The following is a 20,348-nucleotide window of genomic DNA, read 5'->3' as shown; positions in this document are numbered from 1 at the left end:
AACATCAGGTTCATCCACAGGCTGGCAAAACAACCTTTCCGATGTCAGTGGGGTCGACTAGATTCGTTCATATGTTCGATCAGTTGGTGGAGGCGGCCGACGGCGCCAGAGGTGCCGAAGCAGCCGGTGCATGGGCGCGCATCGAGAATGCCGCGTGCGCGCGCAGGCTCTCGGCGGCCGTCGCCGTGCTGGATCGGATGTATGCCGCCGACGGTTCGGCCGATCGCGAGCAGTGGATCATCGACAACTACGCCGCCGTCGCCGCTGAGATCGCCCCTGCCCAACAGGTGTCGATCGGAGTTGCGGCGTCCCAACTGGAGATCGCGATCGCCCTGCGCGACCGGCTGCCTCGAACGAACGCGGTGTTTCTGACCGGCACCATCACCTACCGCATCGTCGCCGCCATCGTGTTTCGGACGTACCTGATCCAAGACTGTGACGCGCTTGCCAAGGTCGACGCCGCGATCGCCGCGCATGTCGAGGGATGGACGGCACTGTCAGTGCTGAAGATGCACAACGCGATCGACTACTGGGTCGACCGCTTCGACCCCGCTGCGGTGCGCCGTGCCGAGAACAGTTCGCGCAGCCGCTACATCGAGGTCAAAGACAGCGGGGACGGCTCGGGTGTCGCGTATGTCGAAGCGACGGTGTTCGCCCATCACGGCGAGTTCATCGACCGACGGCTCGACGCGTTGGCCGCCACGGTGTGCGAAAGCGACCCGCGCACCCACGAACAGCGTCGCGCCGACGCCGTCGCCGCCGCGTTCGACGGCGCCCAAACGCTGCCGTGTGAGTGCGGATCGAAAGAATGCCCGTCGGCGGGCATCTCGGTCGGCGGCGTGGTGGTGCATGTCGTGGCGAGCGAGGACACGCTCGATGACGCGACCCCGGCCGAATTGGACGGCGACAAGCCCGTCGAACCGATCGAGGCCGACGATCCCACGCTCGGTGGGGCGGCCGAGACGGGGCCGGGGTTTGTGATGGGCCGCGGAGTGGTGCCGGCACCGATCGTGGCCGCCAAGCTGGCGGTCGCCAAGCGCCGACCCGTTAGGCATCCCGGGGATGCGCCGCCGGAGAAGGGGCGGGTTCCCTCGTCGGCGCTGGCGTGGTTCGTCCGCTGCCGCGATCTGACGTGCCGCTTCCCGAACTGCGACAGGCCCGCTACTCAATGCGACATCGACCACACGGTCCCGTATCCGCGGGGAGCGACGCAGGCGTCGAACCTCAAGTGCCTGTGTAGAACTCATCATCTCTACAAGACGTTCCTCGGATGGCGCGATCGGCAACACCCCGACGGAAGCGTCGACTGGCTCTCACCCGCCGGACAGAAGTACACGACCCATCCGGGCAGCAGGCTGCTTTTCCCGTCGCTGTGCCGGGAAACCGCGCCCGCCGTCATCGATCCGAGCGTCGATCTGCTCGACAACGCGGTTCGATGCTTGAAGATGCCGCGGCGCAAACGAACACGCGAACAGAACCGCGCGGCGGCCATCGAAGCCGAGCGTCAACGCAACCAGCCCTACGCCGACGAGCGCAATAAGCCACCACCGTTCTAGGTGGCGACGGCAAGTAAACCCAGTACTCGCCCCGTTCCCCACGTGGCTGCCAGGGCAGCGCGGACTTCGTCGGGATTGACCCCATCACGCCCTGGAGCCGTGTCGGCCCGCACCGTCCACAAACCGCTTTGCGCCTGACTGCAATTCGGATGCCGAACGCGACAAACTGTCGAACTCGAAGTGCATGGCCTCCGCCTCGCTTCGGCCCCACTGGTAAAGCGTCGACAGGGGCACAACGACTGAACCCAAGGGCATTGGCGCTCGCGGGCTGTGCCCGTTGGTACAACGCGATTCGCCAACCCCCACGACCTCGACGTTATCCGCACCGCATCCGAGCGCGTCCGCTGCACCAGCCTTGCGAGTCGCCGCACTCTCTGCATTTCGATCGGATGACGCACGCGTCGCATACGTTCGGCTTTACGACGCGGTCCCGGCCGGGAGTGCCGTCCCGGTGACGGAATCAGACGTCGAAGACCTCATACGGGCGCACGCACGTGCTTCATGCCGGTGACCCATTTAAGCCTCCACTGGTCGCGCTTTACGGTTCGTCCGCGAGTTCAACGAGTTGGATCCGCTCCTGCCCATCCTGACCGCCACCCATAGTGTGACGATGCTCGACGCCATCGACGAGGTAGGTAAGAGCGCTCCGACCAGACCGACGTCCAACGTCAACGATCTCGTGGCGTGGCTCGACGAAGCGTTGCAGGCACTGGGAATTCAACGCGCCGGAATCGTTGCCGCCTCACGCGGGACCTGGATAGCGACCCACTTTGCGATGGCCTTCCCTGAGCGGGTCGAGCGGTTGACACTCGTGTGCCCGGTCGGCATCGCTGGAGGTATGAGCCCGCGCTTTCTGTTTCGCGGCCTCACCACCATCGCCGTGTGGCCCAACGAACGACGCGTGTGGTCACTACTCGACGACATAGTAAACCCGGACCAGCGCCCACTGCTTCGCGAGCAGCCGATGCACACGATCATGGAACAGTTCGTCATTGGCGCAGTGAATTTCAAGATGTCCCTCGGAAATGCCGAACCGAGGCCGTGGCCGATGCGCAGCGACTGTGATCTGCATCGAATCGCGTCCGCCCGAATCCCGGTGCTCGCGATCATCGGCAAGAACGAAATAGCACACAACGGACCGAAAACCGCCGCCCGACTCCAGCAGCAACTCCCGGATGCGCGGATCGAACTCGTCGATGCCAATCACCTGATCCCCAACGAGATCGTCGGCAGGTACCTGTCCGACTTCCTCGCGCCCCGCTGAGCGCCCTCGACCTAATCGGCAACGGCGAGCAGGCGCCATTCCCCCGGCACGCCTTTCAGTTGATGTGCCCCACGCTCCACGAACTCCAATCCCGAGCCGATCACCAGATCGCGCAAAGTGCTCGACACCAGTACGTCGTTCGGGCCCGCCAGGGCAGCCACGCGTGCGCCGATATGCACCGCGATACCGCCGATGTCGTCGCCACGCAACTCGCACTCACCGGTGTGCAAGCCCGCGCGCACCTGCACTCCGAGTGCCTGCACAGCATCGCGAATCGCCATGGCGCAGCGGATGGCTCGCTGCGGACCGTCGAACATTGCGACGAATCCATCACCCGTGGTGTTCACCTCGCGGCCGCGAAAACGGGCGAGTTGTGATCGCACGATGGCGTCGTGCGCGTCGAGTAACGCGTGCCAGTCACGGTCGCCCACTTCGGCGGCCAGCCGCGTCGAGTCCACGATGTCGGTGAACAACACTGTCGCCAGCACGCGGTCATCGGCTACGTCAGTCGGTTGGCCGGTGAGGAACTCGGCGACCTCCTTGAAGGACTCACGCCAATCTGGTTCATAAAAGTGTGTGACGTTGCGCCCTGGCAGTTTAACAAATTTCGCGCCCGGAATGAGATCAGCGACTTCCTTACCCCACTTGGGCAGGATGATCGGATCATCGGCGTGATGGACGACGAGCGTCGGGACGCGGACCGCAGGGAGCAACGCCCGTACGTCCATCTCGGCCACCAAAGGCATCATGAGTGCGACGGTCCCCGGACTCGCTGCGCCACGTTCCCAACGCGCAGTCGCTGCGCGGATCTCCTCATTCCACGGCATATCCGGATTCATCAAGTGCAGATGCTCACCGGTTCCCCACATGGTGACCATGGCGGCCGTGATCTGCTCGGGTGTCGGCCCGTCGGTGCGCTCAGTCATCGGATTCGCGTAGCCCTCTAGCACGACCAGCGCAGTGGTTCGCGACGGATGTGTCGCCGCATACAGAGCACCCGTCGCGACCGCGCCGACCTGTGCGAGCAGGACCGCTTCGCGACACCCCAGAGCATCGAGGACGGCTGTGATGCTGTCGGCCCATAGCTCCACGGTGGGCAGCGCGCCGCCGGTGATGGAATCGGACGCTCCGGTGCCGGGTTGGTCGAAGATAATCAGGCGACCGAGCGACGTTATCGCTTGGAGCCATCTTTGAAGGACTGGCTGATCGGGGGCATCCTCACTATTGCTGAACCAAGCGGGGACAAGCACGATGTCGCGAGCGCCAGGGGACGACGCGCGATAGGCGACCCGCAGGTCACCGTTCATTGCATAACGCGTCTCCGAGAACATTGCGGAAGTCTAAGCCGATGAACAGGCCGAGCGGCGCCCATTGGCGACGTTTACACTGCTCACAAGCACTTTCCTGAAATGTTCTACGGTACCGTCGACTGGCGCTCACGGGCCGGACAGATGTACACGAACCATACGGTGACAGGCGGCTGTTCTCGTGGGTGTGCGCGGCGTCGACCCGCATGGCGGCGCCGTAGGTGCTTGAAGGTACTGCGCCGCAGGCGAACTCGCGGACAGAACTGCATCGCGGCCATCGCGCAGCGTCAGCGCAAGCAGCCCTACGCCGCCGGGCGTAATAAGCCACCGCCGTTCTAAATGGCGACGGCAATTGGTGTATCCCGCGATCCGCGAACTCGAGCCCTGATGCTGTGGCCGGATCAAGCAGTGCCACATCGGCAGCGTCCGTCTGCGGCAGGTTCTTTCAGAAAGGGCCCTCGCCAAACAACAAAGGTCTACCGTCCTTCGTCAAAGGGTGAGGAGGCGGGTATGGAAATTAAGGGATCGGAAGCGGTGGTGACAGGAGCTGCCGGCGGCCTCGGCGCGGCGATCGCCCGCGCCCTGCACGTCCGTGGCGCCCGCCTGATACTTACCGACAGGCGAGGAGAAGCCCTCAACTCTCTGGCGTCGCAGTTCAATGGTGCCGAGTCCTTCGTTTGCGATCTGGCCGACAGTCGCCAAGTTGCGCAACTGACCGCTCGCCTGGCCAGCACGGACATCGTGGTCGCAAACGCTGCATTACCCGCCACGGGGAAGCTTGAAGACTTCACGCCAGAACAACTGAACCGCGCGCTCGACGTAAACCTGCGAGTACCTATGCTGATGACACAGCAGCTGCTGCCCGGGATGCTGCAACGCGGCCGTGGGCATTTCGTGTACATCTCATCGATCGCCGGTAAGCTACCGAGCGCCCGCGTACCAATCTATTCGGCCACAAAGGCCGGGCTGCGCGGATTTTGCGGTTCTCTTCGCCAGGATCTCCACGGATCTGGAGTAGGCGCATCGGTGGTGTTCCCGGGAACGATGACGGACGCGGGCCTCCTGGCCGACGCGGGCCTTCCATCCACGCCCGGCACAAAAGGTACCTCGTGCGACTTCGTCGCTCGGCGTGTCATCCCTGCCATCGAAAAGAACCTGGGCGAAGTAAATGCCGCCGAATTGCCGATTCGCATCATGGCACGGTTCGGTGGCGTGGTGCCAGAACTAGCGGCTCGCCTTGCGCGGCGAAAGGATTCTATTGCGTGGGGCGACCAGGTGACCGACGGACTGCGTCACCTCCGCTGAGCAGCTTTCCAGCCGCATTGCGCGCCAACGCAATCAGCCCTTAATCGACAGCGGCGAGCAGGCGCCATTCCCCCGGCACGCCTTTCAGTTGATGTGCCCCGCGCTCCACGAACTCCAATCCCGAGCCGATCACCAGATCGCGCAAAGTGCTCGACACCAGTACGTCGTTCGGGCCCGCCAGGGCAGCCACGCGAGCACCGATATGCACCGCGATACCGCCGATGTCGTCGCCACGCAACTCGCACTCACCGGTGTGCAAGCCCGCGCGCACCTGCACTCCGAGTGCCTGCACAGCATCGCGAATCGCCATGGCGCAGCGGATGGCTCGCTGCGGACCGTCGAACATTGCGACGAATCCATCACCCGTGGTGTTCACCTCGCGGCCGCGAAAACGGGCGAGTTGTGATCGCACGATGGCGTCGTGCGCGTCGAGTAACGCGTGCCAGTCACGGTCGCCCACTTCGGCGGCCAGCCGCGTCGAGTCGACGATGTCGGTGAACAACACGGTCGCCAGCACCCGGTCATCAACGACCTCAGGCTTTGCACCAGTGAGGAATTCAGCGATCACATTGAAGGAGTCCCGCCACGGTTCGACGACGTGATAGAAGTTTCGTCCCGGGATCTCTACGAACCTCGCCCCGACGATCAAATCGGCCACTTCCCGCCCCTTCTCCGGCGGGAGTAGCGGATCGTCGCTGTGATGGACGACTAGCGTCGGTACTCGGACAGTCGGAAGAATCGCACGTGCGCTCACCTCTGCGACAAGCGGCAACATGAGTTCGGCCATCCGAGGGCTTTCCGCCAGGCGCTCGTGCCGCGCCCACGCCGCCCGAATTTCCTCATTCCACGGCATGTCCGGATTGAGCCTGCGTTCTATCTCGCCGGTGTCCCACATCGCTACGGCCGTTTCTGCGATGTCGTCCATCAGATCGGTGCGGTCTGCCTCGTCAGGGGTGCTTTCAACCAGCACAAGTGCAGTTGTGCGTGCCGGATGCGTTGCCGCGAACAGGGCCGCTGGTGGGAGTGCGCCGGCGTACGCCACCAACGCCGCTTCGGCGATCCCCAATGCATCTAGAACCGCTGTGATGCTGTCCGCCCACTGCTCCAATGTCGGCAGTGCGCCTGGCTCAATGGGATCGGATGCTCAGCTTCCCGGCTGATCGAAAATAATCAGTCGACCGAGCGAGGACATCGCCTCCATCCAGTCTCGTACCGAGGGCAGTTCAGGGAACACTTCGCAATTGGTGAACCAGTTGGGCACAAAGACGATCTCGCGGTCTCCATCGCCTGCCGTGCGGTAGGCAAGCCGCAGATCCCCGTGCGTCGCATACCGCGTCTCGGAGAACATGGCCAGAAGTCAATCTCCACTAAGGCAGATCTTCGCGCCCGAACTGTTCGCGCGGCACCACCACCATCGGCACGTCGAGCACCCTTAGCATCTTGGCCGCCTTCGAGCCGAGGAATAGCCGCCGCGGCGCGCTCAGCCGGCTCGACCCGACCATGATCAGGTCCCCGTCACGCCAGTCCAGCTTGCCCACCGCCTCTTCGATGGTCGCACCCTCCACGAGCGTCGATGTCACTGGGAAGTCTTGCGGCAACTCTGATTTCGCCACATCGAGGACGTGGCGCGCATGGGCGAGCGCCCGCTCGAGCAACGCCTCACCGTCCCCGCGCAACGCCCCGAACGTCGGGTCCAGTGCGACCAGCGACACCAACCGCAGCGGAGTGCCCGCGGCCCGGCTGTAGCGAACAGCCATGTCCAACAGGACATCCGCACCTTCACGCTCACCGATCGCGCACGTCGCCTCACGCATACGGTCGACTGGAGAATTCCGCGTACCCCGCGGCGCCACCGCCACCGGCAACGGCGCCGAGTGCAACAGGCCGTTGACCACCGACCCCAGCGAGAAGCTGGCCGCCAGGCCGCCGGATCCGCCGACGATGATCATGTCCGCCTCGACCCGCGCGGCTTCCTGGATCAGCCCGTCGGCCGCCGACTCGTCGACGCGGACATGGCTGCGCACCACAATGTCGTCGGGCACCGGAGCGCGCGCACCTTCCAGCCACTGCTCTGCCTGCTCGACGAGGTGCTTCTCGAAATCCCCCACCGGTTTGATCGATGGCACCACCCGGTCGGGCGGCAGCACCATGCACAGGTCGAGTTCGGCGCCCAGCGTGCGCGCGAACCGCACACCGAGCGCAAGCGCGTCCGCACCGCCGGGAGTGGCCAGGTATCCAACGACGAGCCTCATGGTCGACCATCCTGTCAATCCCCGGCGGCACACGCCTCCGGATCGACCAAATGAGCGTCAGTCGCGGTATTCGGCCGCGCCGTCCTCCAGCACGAGGCGGACATTCGAACCGTCGGGTTCGGCCGCCTCCGTGCGGAACACCGCGCGACCGGCCTCGGTCCGCCAGATCGACGTCGTCAGCGTCTCTCCCGGGAACACCGGCGAGGTGAACCTGGCGTCGATCGCGCTGACCTTCGTCGCGTCACCCCCGCCCAGTTCGGCGACCAACGCACGACCCGCCACTCCGTAGCTGCACAGCCCGTGCAGGATCGGCTTCGGGAAGCCCGCCAGTTCCCGCGCGAACCACGGATCGCTGTGCAACGGGTTGCGATCGCCCGACAGCCGATAGATCAAAGCCTGATCTTCCCGCGTGGGCAACGCAATTCGGGCGTCCGGTTCCCGGTCGGGGATCTCCGGAGCGGGCGGTCGCTGCCCCGGCTGGCCGCCGAAGCCACCCTCACCGCGGATCACCGCCGTCGTGAAGGTCTCCGCCACCACCTTCGACGTGTCGGGATCCGTGCCCGTCGCCTTGAGCATGACGATCGCGTTCTTGCCCTCACCCTTGTCCTGGATGTCGGCGACCTCTGCGACGACGCTCAGCTTTCCGGCCGGCTTCAGCGGTTCATACAGCCTGATCCCCTGGGAACCGTGCAGCAGCATCGCGAAATTGAACGAGCCGATCAGGCCCGCCGCCGCGAACGGCAGGCACGCGATCACCGCGTATGTCGGCAGCACCTGTTGCTCGATGCCGTGACTGTTCTCGGTGGTGAACGCGAGATCCGCGGTGCCGGCGCCGACGCCCAGCGCATACAATAACGTGTCGCGGTCGGTCCATTCGAACAATTGCGGGTTGGTCTTGGCGCCGATGGCGTTGGGGTCGAGAGGCATCTCCGAACGATATCCGCATTGACGTCTCGGCCGCGGCGGTCCACGATGACTCGCATGCGCTATGTCGTTACCGGCGGTACCGGGTTTATCGGCAGACGAGTGGTGACGCGGTTGTTGGCCCGCAGCGGCGACGCCGAGGTGCTCGTGCTCGTGCGCCGAGCCTCGCTGTCCCGGTTCGAACGACTCGCCGCCACCTGGGGCGAACGGGTGAAACCGCTGGTCGGTGACCTCTGCGAACCGGATCTCGGGCTTCATGACATCGGCGCCGTCGACCACGTCGTGCACTGCGGCGCCGTATACGACATCACCGCCTCCGACGCCGACCAGCGCGCGGCCAATGTCGACGGCACCCGCGCGGTCATCGACCTCGCCAAACGACTCGACGCAGCTCTGCACCACGTGTCCTCGATCGCCGTCGCGGGCACCTTCCGCGGCGAGTTCACCGAGGACGACTTCGACGTCGGTCAGGAACTGCCGACGCCGTATCACCGGACCAAGTTCGAGGCCGAGCAGCTGGTCCGCACGACGCCCGGGCTGCGGTACCGGGTGTACCGGCCCGCCGTCGTCGTCGGCGATTCGCGTACCGGTGAGATGGACAAGATCGACGGGCCGTACTACTTCTTTCCGATGCTCGCGAGGCTGGCCTCGTTGCCGTCGATCACGCCGATGGCACTGCCCGACACCGGCCGGACCAACCTCGTCCCGGTCGACTACGTGGCCGACGCGCTCGTCGCTCTCATGCATCTTCGCGATCGCGACGGTGAGACATTCCACCTGACCGCACCGAAAACGATTGGGCTGCGCGGTATCTACCGCTCCGTGGCCAGAAGCGCCGGACTCCCGCCGCTACGCGCGTCGCTTCCCCGTTCCACCGCGATACCCCTGCTGAAGGCCACCGGCCGCGTCAAGGTGGTGCGCAACATGGTCGCGACGCAACTCGGCATGCCAGCCGAAGTTCTCGACGTCGTCGACTTAATGCCGACGTTCACCGCCGATCGCACCTCAGAAGCGTTGCGGGGCACGGGGATCGTGGTCCCAGCTTTCGCTGACTACGCCCCTGCGCTGTGGCGTTACTGGGCCGAACACCTCGACCCCGACCGCGCTCGGCGCGACGATCCGGCCGGTCCGCTGGTCGGCAAGCACGTGATCGTCACGGGTGCCTCGAGCGGAATAGGACGGGCTTCGGCCAGTGCGATCGCCGAACGCGGCGCGACCGTGTTCGCATTGGCGCGCAACGCCGATGCGCTCGACGACCTGGTCGCCGAGATCCGGGCCGGCGGCGGTCAAGCCCATGCGTTCACCTGCGACGTCACCGACTCGACGTCGGTCGAGAGCACCGTCAAGGACATCCTCGGCCGCTTCGACCACGTCGACTATCTGGTGAACAACGCCGGCCGCTCGATCCGCCGCTCGGTGACCGCGTCCACCGACCGCCTGCACGACTACGAGCGCGTGATGGCCGTCAACTACTTCGGCGCTGTGCGGATGGTCCTTGCGCTGCTACCGCATTGGCGGGAACGACGGTTCGGCCATGTGGTCAACGTGTCGAGCGCCGGCGTGCAGGCGCGCAATCCGAAGTACAGCTCCTACCTTCCGACGAAGGCCGCGCTCGACGCGTTCGCCGATGTGGTCGCGACCGAGACGCTTTCCGACCACATCACGTTCACCACCATCCACATGCCGTTGGTGCGCACGCCGATGATCGTGCCGTCGCGCCGGCTCGACCCGGTTCCTCCGATCAGCGCCGAACATGCCGCGGCCATGGTGGTGCGCGGTCTCATCGACAAGCCGGCCAGAATCGACACGCCGCTGGGCACGCTCGCCGACTTCGGCAACTACTTCACGCCGAAGCTCTCGCGGCGGATCCTGCACCAGCTCTATCTCGGATATCCGGATTCACCTGCAGCTCGCGGGGTGCCGGCGGCGGCGAGGACCGCACGGACGCCACGTCCACCGCGCCGCCCGAAGCCGCCCGTCCGAATACCGCGGCCGGTGAAGTCCGCGGTGCGCCTGGTGCCGGGTGTGCACTGGTAACCGCGAATCCCTATCGTTGGCAGGGTGACTCAGCCCGTCTTCGTCGACGTCGACACCGGTGTCGATGACGCCATGGCGCTGGCCTACCTGTTCGCCAGCGACGACGCCGAAGTAGTCGGTATCGCATCGACGGCGGGAAACGTTCCGGTGCAACAAGTTTGCCGCAACAACCTCGGCCTGCTGGACCTGTGCCGGATGCCGGAGATCCCGGTGTCGAAAGGAGCCGAGCAGCCGGTCAGTTCACCGCTGCGCACCGCCGAGGACACCCACGGTCCCGAAGGGATGGGCTACGCCCAGTTGAAGCCATCCGGGCGACGGCTCACCGAATACGACGCCGCTGAGGCGTGGGTTCGCACCGCTCGAGCGTTCCCCGGCGAACTGATCGCGGTGGCCACCGGACCGCTGACCAACCTGGCACTGGCGCTTCGCGCCGAACCGGCGCTTCCCACGCTGTTGCGTCGACTGGTGATCATGGGCGGCGCGTTCGACTACCGCGGCAACACCACCCCGGTCGCCGAGTGGAACATCAGCGTGGACCCCGAAGCCGCCGCCGAGGTGTTCACCAACTGGACCGGCGCGTGGGGTGACGAGAAACCCGCACACCTGCCGATCGTGTTGGGCCTGAACCTGACCGAACATATTGCGATGACACCCGCGCTGTTGAACCGGCTCGCAGAGGAGGCCGGCGCGGCGTCGGTGGCAATGAGCGTCTCCGACGTCCGCGGTACCCGATCGGCGTCGGACAACCCGCTGATCGCCGTGCTCGAGGACGCCATGCGGTTCTACTTCGAATTCCACTTCGACCAGGACGAGGGCTATCTCGCGCACCTGCACGACCCGCTGGCCGCGGCGGTGGCACTCGATCCCGACCTCGTCAGCTACCGGGCGACCACCGTCGACGTCGAACTCACGGGCACACTGACGCGCGGCATGACCATCGCGGACTGGAGCAACCGCTGGGGACGGGAAGCCAACGCGCTGATCGGAGTCGACGTCGACCCCGCCGGGTTCTTCGACCGGTTCATCGCGCGGGTCGGCGCGTTCGCCGCAACGGTCAGGTGAAGAACACGCCGACCACGACGGCCAGGAACAACAGCAGGAAAACAGCGACAGCGATGACGCTGACCACGGCGGTCGGCGTCCACCGGCGCCGCGGCCGGGATTCGACGGCACCCACACCGGAGGTCTGATCGGAGTCGGGCGGCGTGGCCCCTGGCGGCACTCCACCACCGGGTTCGAGGTCGGGTGTTTCGGCCGGTTCTGGATCGGGCGGTATGGCGGTCATTGGCGTGCGGGTACCCCGTCACGCGGGCGTCATTCATAAATCCCTTCGACGTACCACCGGCGCTGGCGGTAACACAGCAGCAGGGCCTGCCCCGTCCGGGCGTCGCGCGAGGACCCGCCGTCAAGCAGCACCTGCGCGCGGGCGGTGCGGCCCGCCTTGCGGCCTTCCGGATCCCACCACCGCTCATCGACCGGCCAGGGTCCCGCCCACCAAGCCAATCTGCCCGCCTTGACCACCTTGCCCGGTGCGTCCAACCGCGCCGGGTTGGCGGAGAACAGGCCACGCGCGGTCACCCGCACCGGCCTGCCGTCGGCGTCGAACAACTCGACCGGATCGTCGAGCAGCACGGTCGGCGACGGTTCGGGCAGTTGCCCGGGCCACGGCTGGCGCGGATCGGCCCGCGGCACCGGCTCATCGCCCAGCGGGGTGAGCGTGATGCGTTCGGCGGGTCCCCGGCCACCGCTGAGCACCGGCACCTGCACCGCCTCCGGCCCGAGCAGGCCCTGCACGCGCACCAGCGCGCGACGGGCACGCAGCCGATCCTCTTCGCCAACCCCGCCCCACAGCGGCAGCTGCAGCGCCTCGGCCGACACCACCTCCACCGGGCGCAACCGGATCACCGTGATGGGCGCGGTGGGCCGGTCGTTGGGGTTGCGCCTGTTCAGCCAGCCGTCGAGCTGCCAGCGCACCCGGTCGGCGGTGGCGTCCTCGGTCAGCGGTTCGGCACAGCGCCAAACCCGTTCCAGCTCTTCACCATTGGCGGTACGGGCGTGGATGGCCAGCCGCGTACAGCCCACACCGGACGCGGCCAGGGTGCGGTGCAGGTCGGCGGCCAGCGACCGGCCCGCGAAGGCCGCGGCGTCCACCCGTTCGATCGGCGGATCACAGTCCATGACGGCGTCGAGTTCGGCCTCGGGGTCCCGGCCCGACGGACCACGGGTGGGCTCACCGCGGGCGAACTGGTGCGCGACCACCGCGTCGGCACCGAACCGCGAGGCCACATCGCTGCGGGACAGCGCGGCGAACTGTCCGATGTTGCGAATTCCCATGCGCCACAGCAGGTCTGCCAGATCTTCGCGGCCTGGTGCGGCCAGGCTCGGCTCGGTGGCCAGCTGACGGATCGACAATGCCGACAGGAACACCGCGTCCTTTCCGGGCTCGACGATCCGCCCCGCGCGCGCAGCGAAGACCGCGGTGGGCAACTGGTCGGCGACCCCCACCTGGCATTCGGCACCGGCAGCGGCCACCGCATCGACCAACCGCTCGGCGGCGGCTTCTTCGGATCCGAAGTACCGGGCCGCGCCTCGTACCGGGAGCACCAGCAGGCCCGGCCGCAACACCTCGGCGCGCGGCACCAGGTCATCCACCGCGATCGTCACGTTCTCGAAATGGCGGGCGTCACGTGCCGGGTCGGCAGTGACCACATGCAGTTCCGGGCACCGCGCCTGCGCTTCCCGACGCCGCAACCCGCGTCGTACCCCCACTGCCCGCGCCGATGCCGAACAGGCGATGACCCGGTTTGCCAGGGTCACCGCGATCGAGGCGGTGGACGGCAGGTCGGCGGCGGCGGCCGCGGCGACGGCGGGCCAGTCCATGCACCAGATGGCGAGAACGCGCGACACTCATCCGCCTACCGCACGGACGGACCGCCCCCTGGCCCGGGTGGCCAGTCGGACCCGGCTGATGCGGCCGAACCCCGGACGTCCCTGCCCCGCGATCTCGTATCCGCACACCGAGGCCTCCAACCGGGCCGACGCCCCCTGCCAGTCGCCGCCGGTGACCAGCAGCGTGCAGCCCTTCTGACGGGCCCGCGCGACTATCGCCCGCGCGCGGGTGGCCGGCACCGACCGCCCGCCCAGGCCGAGCACCACCAGATCCATCCCATCCATCAGCACGGCGGCGACCTCGACCGGATCGGCGCCCGGTTCGGGGATGACCGCGATCCGGCTCAGGTCGGCACCCATCTCCACGGCCGCCAGCAGGCCGACGTCGGGCTGGCCGACGATCGCGGCGTGGCCGCCCTCCGCCGTCACCGCCGCCACCATGCTCAGCGACAGCGACCGGGCACCCGACACCACCGCCACCGACCCGCGCGGCAACGGCGCGGGAAGGAGACCGTCCAGCGATTCGGGCATCGGCAGCAAAGTTTCCGAGTCCGGAAGCGGCTCGGTGTTCGAAGCGGCTCCGCGTCGGCCCGCGCCCACCTTGCTGGATACCGCCGCGATCTTGCGACGCAAGTGTTCCACCTGTTCAGCGCGGGTAAGCTGACGCTGATCCAGGCTCACGGCAGCTGTCACAACAGCACCTCCTGCATCGTCTGACTCACTGGTTCTTCGAATGTATGTTCGATACGCCGAGTAAACACCCACCCACCGACAGCGTCAAGCGGGTTCAGTCGATCTTCGGGAGGCGAAACCCGGGAAGAATTACTCCCACTCGATGGTGCCGGGCGGCTTGCTCGTCACGTCCAGTACCACCCGGTTCACCTCAGCCACCTCATTGGTGATGCGGGTCGAGATGCGTTCGAGAACGTCGTACGGCACCCGCGTCCAGTCGGCGGTCATGGCGTCCTCACTGGACACCGGGCGCAGCACGATCGGATGCCCGTAGGTCCGGCCGTCACCTTGCACGCCCACCGACCGGATATCGGCCAGCAGGACGACCGGACACTGCCAGATCTGGCCGTCGAGCCCGGCGGCGGTCAGTTCCTCACGCGCGATGGCATCGGCGCGCCGCAACGTCTCCAACCGCGCGGCCGTGACCTCGCCGACGATCCGGATGCCCAGACCGGGACCCGGGAACGGTTGGCGCGCAACGATTTCCTCGGGCAGGCCGAGCTCGCGGCCCACCGCGCGGACCTCGTCCTTGAACAACAACCTCAACGGCTCGACCAGCCTGAACTTCAGGTCGTCGGGCAGGCCGCCGACGTTGTGGTGGCTCTTGATGTTCGCGGTACCCGACCCTCCGCCGGATTCCACCACGTCGGGATACAGCGTGCCCTGCACCAGGAAGTCGACCTCAGGCCCGCCGCCCTCGACCAGGCCGCGCACCGCCCCTTCGAACGCCCGGATGAACTCGCGTCCGATGATCTTGCGCTTGCCCTCGGGGTTGGTCACCCCGGTCAGCGCTTCGAGGAACCGGTCGGCGACGTCGACGGTGACCAGGTTGGCGTGGGTGGCGGCGACGAAGTCACGCTGCACCTGCGCCCGCTCCCCCGCCCGCAACAGGCCGTGGTCGACGAACACGCACGTCAACCGGTCGCCGATGGCGCGCTGCACGAGTGCGGCCGCGACCGCGGAGTCCACCCCACCGGACAGTCCGCAGATGGCCCGCCCGTCGCCGATCTGCTCGCGCACCTGCTCGACGAGCGCGTCGGCGATGTTGGCCGGCGTCCACGTCGAGTCGATGCCCGCGAACTCGTGCAGGAAGCGGCTCAGGATCTGCTGCCCGTGCGGGGTGTGCATGACCTCCGGGTGGTACTGCACACCGGCCAGCCGACGGCCGCGATGTTCGAACGCCGCGACCGGCGCACCGCTGCTGGCGGCCACCACCTCGAAGCCGTCGGGAGCCTCGGTCACCGCGTCGCCGTGGCTCATCCACACCGGCTGAGTGGATGGTAGGTCCGAATGCAGTTCTCCACCAGTGACTTTCAGCTCTGTGCGGCCGTACTCGCGGGTGCCGGTACGCGCGACGGTTCCACCCAGCACCTGCGCCATGGCCTGAAAGCCGTAGCAGATGCCGAACACCGGAACCTCCAGATCGAACAGCTCCGGGTTCAGCTGCGGGGCGCCCTCCTCGTAGACACTCGCCGGACCACCAGAGAGCACGATGGCCTGGGGGTCGCGGGCCTTGATCTCCTCGACGCTGGCGGTGTGCGGGATCACCTCGGAGTACACCCGAGCCTCGCGGACCCGCCGGGCGATCAACTGCGCGTACTGCGCTCCGAAATCGACTACCAAAACGGGCCGGGGAGATCCTGATGTCACGCGGTCAGTCTAGTTGGCCCAACCGACGTCACACGTGCAACGCGGTGAACGGCTCAAACGGCAAGTTGCGCAGCACGAACCACACCACGGTCACCACCACGGCCACCGGAGCCGACCACCGTAGATGCTGCCAACTGCGTACCCGCCTGCCGGCCAGCGAGCCGTAGACCCAGGCCCCGTACGCCCAGAGCAGAAGCACCGACGCAATCACGGCGAGCGCGTTGAACCGGACCGCCGCCGCCAGGTCGAGATGCAGCAGCGAGTAGATCATCCGCAGGCTGCCGCAGCCGGGACAGTCGATGCCGAGCAACGCCTTGGTCGGGCACACGGGCAGGATGCCCCCCGGCACGGTCGGGTCGGCCAGCCAGACGGCCGCGCACCCGCCCACCGCGGCGGCGGCCACCGCCAGCGGCGCGGTGAGCGAGCGCACGGAAGTCACATGTGACGTCACATGTTGGCCAGGCCGCCGCCCGCGACCCCGATGATGAGGTAGATGACGATGACGATCACACCGGCGATCGCACCCCAGATCGCCCACTTCTTCGCATCGTCGGAGGCCTTCTGCGCCTGCGCATACTGACCCGACTGCCACAGGCCGGAGACCTTGCTGGCGTTGATGATCGACACGATGCCAAACGGCAAGCAGCACAACACCGTAACGAGGATTCCCCATACGAGGTTGCTGTCGGGCTGCTGTGCCGGAACACCTCCTGGCGGTGGCCCATAACCCTGAGGCGGTGGCGGCGGGGGCTGAGGCGGATAGGTCATGGGGTCCCTTTTCTCGAGTAGCACCCTGTCGAACGACAAGCCCGCTCAATATAGGGCAATTGTTTGCTGTCTGCCCCAATTTCAGATCGCTGCGATAAGTTCTTCGATGCGTAGGTATGTTCGCGCGCGATAACGGGAATGGGTGATTGGTGCCTGGAACCGGAGAGTTGGGTCTACCCGCCGGGATCCGCGCTGTGCTGTTCGACCTCGACGGCGTGCTGACGGACACCGCGAGCGTGCACAAGAAGGCGTGGAAGGCGATGTTCGACGACTTCCTACGGCGACGAGCGGAGCGCACCGGTGAGGCGTTCACACCGTTCGACATGCAGACCGATTACCTGAATTACGTGGACGGCAAGAAACGCGAGGACGGGGTGCGATCGTTTCTTGCCAGCCGGGGCATCGAGTTGCCCGACGGCGGCCCCGACGACCCGCCGACGAACGCAACCGTGCACGGGCTGGGGAACGCGAAGAACGATATGTTTCAACAGATCCTGCGGACCGACGGGGTGAAGGTGTTCGAGGGCTCGCGCCGCTATCTGCAGGCCGCCGCCGACGCGGGTCTGGGTATCGCGGTCGTGTCGTCGAGTGCCAACACCCGCGAGGTGCTCGAGCTGACCGGCCTTGCCCGATTCGTCCAATACCGCGTGGACGGTGTCGTGTTGCGGGAGGAGAACATTGCGGGGAAACCCGCGCCCGATTCATTCCTGCGCGCCGCGCAACTTCTCGGTATCGAACCCGAGCAGGGCGCCGTCTTCGAGGACGCGCTCTCCGGTGTGGAGGCGGGCCGGGCCGGACACTTCGGGGTGGTGGTCGGTGTCGACCGGGTCGGCCAGGCGGAAGCGTTGCGGCGCAGCGGCGCTGACATCGTGGTGTCCGATCTCGCGGAGCTGCTCACATGAGCCTGCACGACGACATCTACCCCGTGGAGCCGTGGCAGGTCCGCGAGAGATCGCTCGACCTCAGCGTCCTGGCACAGTCGGAGTCGTTGTTCGCGTTGTCCAACGGCCACATCGGCATGCGCGGAAACCTCGACGAAGGCGAACCGCACGCATTGCCCGGCACCTACCTCAATTCGTTCTACGAGGTTCGTCCCCTTCCGTACGCCGAGGCGGGATACGGCTGGCCCGAGGACGGACAGACGGTCGTCAACGTCACCAACGGCAAATTGATGCGGCTGCTGGTCGACGACGAACCGTTCGACGTCCGGTATGGCGAATTGCTCGATCACGAACGCATTCTGGATTTTCGGGCGGGCACGCTCACACGCACCGCTTGCTGGCGTTCTCCGGCGGGCAAGAAGATCAAAGTCACTTCGACGCGGATTGTTTCGCTTACCCAGCGCAGTGTCGCAGCCATCGAGTACATCGTCGAGGCACATGACGAATTCGCCCGTGTCACGGTGCAATCGGAACTGGTGGCCAACGAGGAGTTGCCGCCGTCGACCAATGACCCACGTGTATCGGCCGTCCTGGAACGACCGCTGGAGCCGGTGCAGCACGAACACTCCGAACACGGCGCGATCCTGCTGCACCGCACCCGTGCAAGCAACCTGATGATGGCCGCGGCCATGGACCACGACATCGAGGTTCCCGGTCGGGTCGAGGTGGACACCGGCGCCGGCGGTGACTGGGCCAACACGACGGTCATCTGCGGCCTGCGTCCCGGACAACGCCTGCGCATCGTCAAGTACCTCGCCTACGGGTGGTCCAGTCTGCGGTCGCGCCCGGCGTTGCGTGACCAGGCGGCGGCGGCGCTCAGCAGTGCCCGCTACACCGGATGGCAGGGGCTGCTCGACGCCCAGCGAGACTACCTCGACGACTTCTGGGACGGTGCGGACGTCGAGGTGGAGGGCGACCCCGACTGTCAGCAGGCGGTACGGTTCGCCCTCTTCCACGTCCTGCAGGCCAGCGCGCGTGCCGAGCGTCGCGCGATTCCCGGCAAGGGCCTGACCGGGACGGGGTATGACGGGCACGCCTTCTGGGACACCGAGGGTTTCGTCCTGCCGGTGCTGACCTACACCCACCCCTCGGCTGCAGCCGACGCATTGCGTTGGCGCGCTTCGATTCTCTCGCAGGCCAAGGAGCGGGCGACGCTGCTGGACCTCGACGGCGCGTCATACCCCTGGCGCACCATCCGCGGCGAGGAGTGTTCAGCCTACTGGCCGGCGGGCACCGCGGCGTTCCACGTCAATGCCACCATCGCGATGGCATTCGAGCGCTACCGCATCGTCACGGGCGACCACTCACTCGAAGCGGAGTGCGGGTTGCACGTGCTGATCGAGACCGCGCGGCTGTGGGCATCGCTCGGTCATCACGATCGTCACGGGGTGTGGCACGTCGACGGGGTGACGGGACCGGACGAGTACACGGCCATCGTGCGGGACAACGTGTTCACGAACCTGATGGCGGCGGCCAACCTTCGGGCGGCCGCCGACGCGTGCGCCCGCAATGTCGACGCCGCCCAGGCGGCCGGCGTCTCGACCGAGGAGATGGCCGCGTGGCGTCACGCCGCCGATAGCGCCAACATCCCGTTCGACGAGGAACTCGGCGTGCATCCTCAGTGCGAGGGCTTCACGACGCTGCGGGAGTGGGACTTTCACACCAACACGGTCTACCCGCTGCTGCTGAACGAACCGTACGTCCGGCTCTACCCGGCGCAGGTGGTCAAACAGGCCGACCTGGTGCTCGCCATGCACTGGCAGGGCCACGCGTTCACCGCCGAACAGAAGGCCCGCAACGTCGACTACTACGAACAACGCACCACCCGGGACTCGTCGCTGTCGGCGTGCACGCAGGCGGTGATGTGCGCCGAGGTCGGCCATCTCGAACTCGCGCACGACTACGCCTACGAGGCGGCGATGATCGATCTGCGCGACCTGCACCACAACACCCGCGACGGGTTGCACATGGCATCGCTGGCCGGGGCGTGGGCGGCGATGGTGGCCGGGTTCGGCGGGCTGCGCGACGACGAAGGCGTGCTCGAGCTCAACCCGCGGCTGCCCGACGGGATCTCTCGACTTCGATTCCGGTTGCGGTGGAGGAACTTCCGCCTCACCGTCGACGCCACCCACGACGACGTCACCTATACGCTGCGCGACGGCCCGGAAGGCGAGCTGCTCATCCGCCATGGCGGCGAGGACCTGCAGCTCGCGGCGCGGGAACCCACCACCGTGCCGGTTCGCTGGTGCAAACCGCTGCTGCCGACGCCCGCGCAACCGCCCGGGCGCGAGCCGGTGCGCCGGCGCCCCGCCTAGGTACGACTGCCCGCCGCCAGCCACGCCTGCTCCTGACCGGGTTCGGGCAGCACGCGGCCGCCCTCGATCGCGAAACGGGCGGGGCTGTTACCGATGATGACGAGCACCCGCGCCGGCGGAATTGCTGTGATTCGTGTTGCCGCATCGGCGATCTCGATCGCCAACCTGCTCGTCTCGTCCTCCGGATGACCGGAACGCACCCAACCGTTGATGATCAGCGGCTGTGCAGGCTTGGCGTCGGTGTACACGTTGTGGGCGGGCAGTTCGTTGAACACGACGTTAACGTAGGTGCTCGGCACGTGGTTGACGTCTGAGTGGATCTTGGTGATCTCGGACGCCAGGTTGGCCTTGGTATCGGCGTCGAGGGTGCCCTCGGCGATGGTGCAGGTGTAGACAGGCATTGCAGTG

Annotated in this window: 17 protein-coding genes and 1 pseudogene; 7 read left to right on the top strand and 11 right to left on the bottom strand. The window is 66.7% G+C overall.

Annotated elements, in window-relative coordinates; all coding sequences use genetic code 11:
- Positions 1–71: 71 nt before the first annotated feature.
- Both A5650_RS18790 and A5650_RS18785 read left to right on the top strand, forming a co-directional pair.
- Entirely contained in the window at positions 72–1,556 is a 1,485-nt protein-coding gene (locus A5650_RS18790) for an HNH endonuclease signature motif containing protein (RefSeq protein ID WP_067294814.1), read from the top strand.
- Between the two features lie 610 nt (positions 1,557–2,166).
- Positions 2,167–2,820 (top strand): alpha/beta fold hydrolase, encoded by a 654-nt coding sequence (locus tag A5650_RS18785; protein ID WP_156744195.1) that lies wholly within the window; start codon positions 2,167–2,169, stop codon positions 2,818–2,820.
- A gap of 11 nt (positions 2,821–2,831) precedes the next feature.
- Here the strand turns inward: A5650_RS18785 and A5650_RS18780 are convergent, their stop codons facing one another.
- Entirely contained in the window at positions 2,832–4,151 is a 1,320-nt protein-coding gene (locus A5650_RS18780) for an adenylate/guanylate cyclase domain-containing protein (protein WP_067294806.1), read from the bottom strand.
- Positions 4,152–4,637: 486 nt separating this feature from the next.
- Here A5650_RS18780 and A5650_RS18775 point away from each other — a divergent pair, with 486 nt between their 5' ends.
- Positions 4,638–5,432: an SDR family NAD(P)-dependent oxidoreductase gene (locus A5650_RS18775; RefSeq protein WP_067294802.1), complete on the top strand. Its 795-nt coding sequence runs from the start codon at positions 4,638–4,640 to the stop codon at positions 5,430–5,432.
- 40 nt (positions 5,433–5,472) lie between these two features.
- Here the strand turns inward: A5650_RS18775 and A5650_RS18770 are convergent.
- The 3 genes and pseudogenes from A5650_RS18770 to A5650_RS18760 form a co-directional block, all read right to left on the bottom strand.
- Positions 5,473–6,780: pseudogene (locus tag A5650_RS18770) on the bottom strand (adenylate/guanylate cyclase domain-containing protein).
- A gap of 19 nt (positions 6,781–6,799) precedes the next feature.
- Positions 6,800–7,684: a universal stress protein gene (locus A5650_RS18765; RefSeq protein WP_067294799.1), complete on the bottom strand. Its 885-nt coding sequence runs from the start codon at positions 7,682–7,684 to the stop codon at positions 6,800–6,802.
- Positions 7,685–7,741: 57 nt separating this feature from the next.
- Entirely contained in the window at positions 7,742–8,611 is an 870-nt protein-coding gene (locus A5650_RS18760) for a MaoC family dehydratase (RefSeq protein WP_067294795.1), read from the bottom strand.
- Between the two features lie 54 nt (positions 8,612–8,665).
- Between A5650_RS18760 and A5650_RS18755 the strand changes: the two genes are divergently transcribed.
- Positions 8,666–10,645, top strand: a complete 1,980-nt coding sequence (locus A5650_RS18755) for an SDR family oxidoreductase (RefSeq protein ID WP_197501920.1) — start codon at positions 8,666–8,668, stop codon at positions 10,643–10,645.
- A gap of 24 nt (positions 10,646–10,669) precedes the next feature.
- Complete coding sequence (locus A5650_RS18750; RefSeq protein ID WP_067294787.1) at positions 10,670–11,707, top strand: nucleoside hydrolase; 1,038 nt, start codon at positions 10,670–10,672, stop codon at positions 11,705–11,707.
- Here A5650_RS18750 and A5650_RS18745 read toward each other — a convergent pair.
- From A5650_RS18745 to A5650_RS18720, 6 genes are all read right to left on the bottom strand, one after another.
- The gene (locus A5650_RS18745) at positions 11,700–11,930 is read right to left on the bottom strand and encodes a DUF6480 family protein (protein ID WP_067294782.1); all 231 of its coding nucleotides are present in this window, start codon (positions 11,928–11,930) and stop codon (positions 11,700–11,702) included. The two genes, A5650_RS18750 and A5650_RS18745, sit on opposite strands and share 8 nt — an antisense overlap.
- Positions 11,931–11,959: 29 nt before the next feature.
- Complete coding sequence (locus A5650_RS18740) at positions 11,960–13,525, bottom strand: DNA polymerase Y family protein (protein WP_067295434.1); 1,566 nt, start codon at positions 13,523–13,525, stop codon at positions 11,960–11,962.
- 27 nt (positions 13,526–13,552) lie between these two features.
- Positions 13,553–14,227, bottom strand: a complete 675-nt coding sequence (gene imuA' / locus A5650_RS18735; RefSeq protein WP_067294779.1) for a DnaE2-dependent mutagenesis accessory factor ImuA' — start codon at positions 14,225–14,227, stop codon at positions 13,553–13,555.
- Positions 14,228–14,356: 129 nt separating this feature from the next.
- Positions 14,357–15,916, bottom strand: coding sequence for a glutamine-hydrolyzing GMP synthase (gene guaA / locus A5650_RS18730; RefSeq protein WP_067294773.1), 1,560 nt, complete (start codon positions 15,914–15,916; stop codon positions 14,357–14,359).
- A 28-nt stretch (positions 15,917–15,944) separates the two neighbouring features.
- Entirely contained in the window at positions 15,945–16,355 is a 411-nt protein-coding gene (locus A5650_RS18725; protein WP_502687083.1) for a DUF2752 domain-containing protein, read from the bottom strand.
- Between the two features lie 8 nt (positions 16,356–16,363).
- On the bottom strand, positions 16,364–16,684 hold the full coding sequence (locus A5650_RS18720; protein ID WP_067091278.1) for a CD225/dispanin family protein: 321 nt from the start codon (positions 16,682–16,684) through the stop codon (positions 16,364–16,366).
- Between the two features lie 149 nt (positions 16,685–16,833).
- Here A5650_RS18720 and A5650_RS18715 point away from each other — a divergent pair, with 149 nt between their 5' ends.
- Complete coding sequence (locus A5650_RS18715) at positions 16,834–17,586, top strand: beta-phosphoglucomutase family hydrolase (protein WP_067294767.1); 753 nt, start codon at positions 16,834–16,836, stop codon at positions 17,584–17,586.
- Positions 17,583–19,940 (top strand): glycoside hydrolase family 65 protein, encoded by a 2,358-nt coding sequence (locus tag A5650_RS18710; protein ID WP_067294764.1) that lies wholly within the window; start codon positions 17,583–17,585, stop codon positions 19,938–19,940. Before A5650_RS18715 ends, A5650_RS18710 begins: the two co-directional genes overlap by 4 nt.
- Here the strand turns inward: A5650_RS18710 and A5650_RS18705 are convergent.
- Entirely contained in the window at positions 19,937–20,341 is a 405-nt protein-coding gene (locus A5650_RS18705; protein ID WP_067294761.1) for a tautomerase family protein, read from the bottom strand. The two genes, A5650_RS18710 and A5650_RS18705, sit on opposite strands and share 4 nt — an antisense overlap.
- Positions 20,342–20,348: the final 7 nt, after the last annotated feature.

The sequence above is a fragment of the Mycobacterium sp. 1164985.4 genome, assembly GCF_001668575.1.
Lineage (GTDB): Bacteria > Actinomycetota > Actinomycetes > Mycobacteriales > Mycobacteriaceae > Mycobacterium.
The sequence above is the reverse complement of the archived record's forward strand: the minus strand, read 5'-3'. Positions and strand labels throughout refer to the sequence as shown.